This window comes from Arthrobacter sp. M4 (genome assembly GCF_020251205.1).
GTDB lineage: Bacteria > Actinomycetota > Actinomycetes > Actinomycetales > Micrococcaceae > Arthrobacter.
Map to the genome: position 1 here is coordinate 1 of NZ_JAIWYX010000065.1, position 453 is coordinate 453.

1 protein-coding gene is annotated in these 453 nt (G+C 66.0%); it reads left to right on the top strand.

Annotated elements, in window-relative coordinates:
• A partial coding sequence (gene glgP / locus LD110_RS23415) for an alpha-glucan family phosphorylase (protein ID WP_225502339.1) occupies positions 1-453 on the top strand: 453 nt, incomplete at both ends.

A 453-nucleotide genomic window follows, 5' to 3' on the forward strand; every position in this document is an offset into this window, starting at 1 on the left:
GATCCGGACCGGCTCAAGGCGTTGCTGCTGGATAAGAAGCACCCGATCCAGCTGGTCATCGCGGGCAAGTCGCACCCGGCCGATGACGCGGGCAAGAAGATGATCCAGGACCTGGTGAAGTTCACCGACGACCCGGCCGTGCGGCACCGGATCGTGTTCCTGCCCAACTATGACATCGCGATGGCCCGGACCCTGTTCCCCGGCTGTGACGTGTGGCTGAACAACCCGCTGCGGCCCTTGGAGGCCTGCGGGACCTCCGGGATGAAGGCCGCGATCAACGGCTCCCTGAACCTGTCCGTGCTGGACGGCTGGTGGGATGAGATGTTCGACGGCGAAAACGGCTGGGCGATCCCCACCGCGAACAACGGCGCCTCCCCGGCCGAACGCGACGACATCGAAGCCGCCGCCCTGTACGAACTGCTCGAAACCCAGGTAGCCCCCCGGTTCTACGGC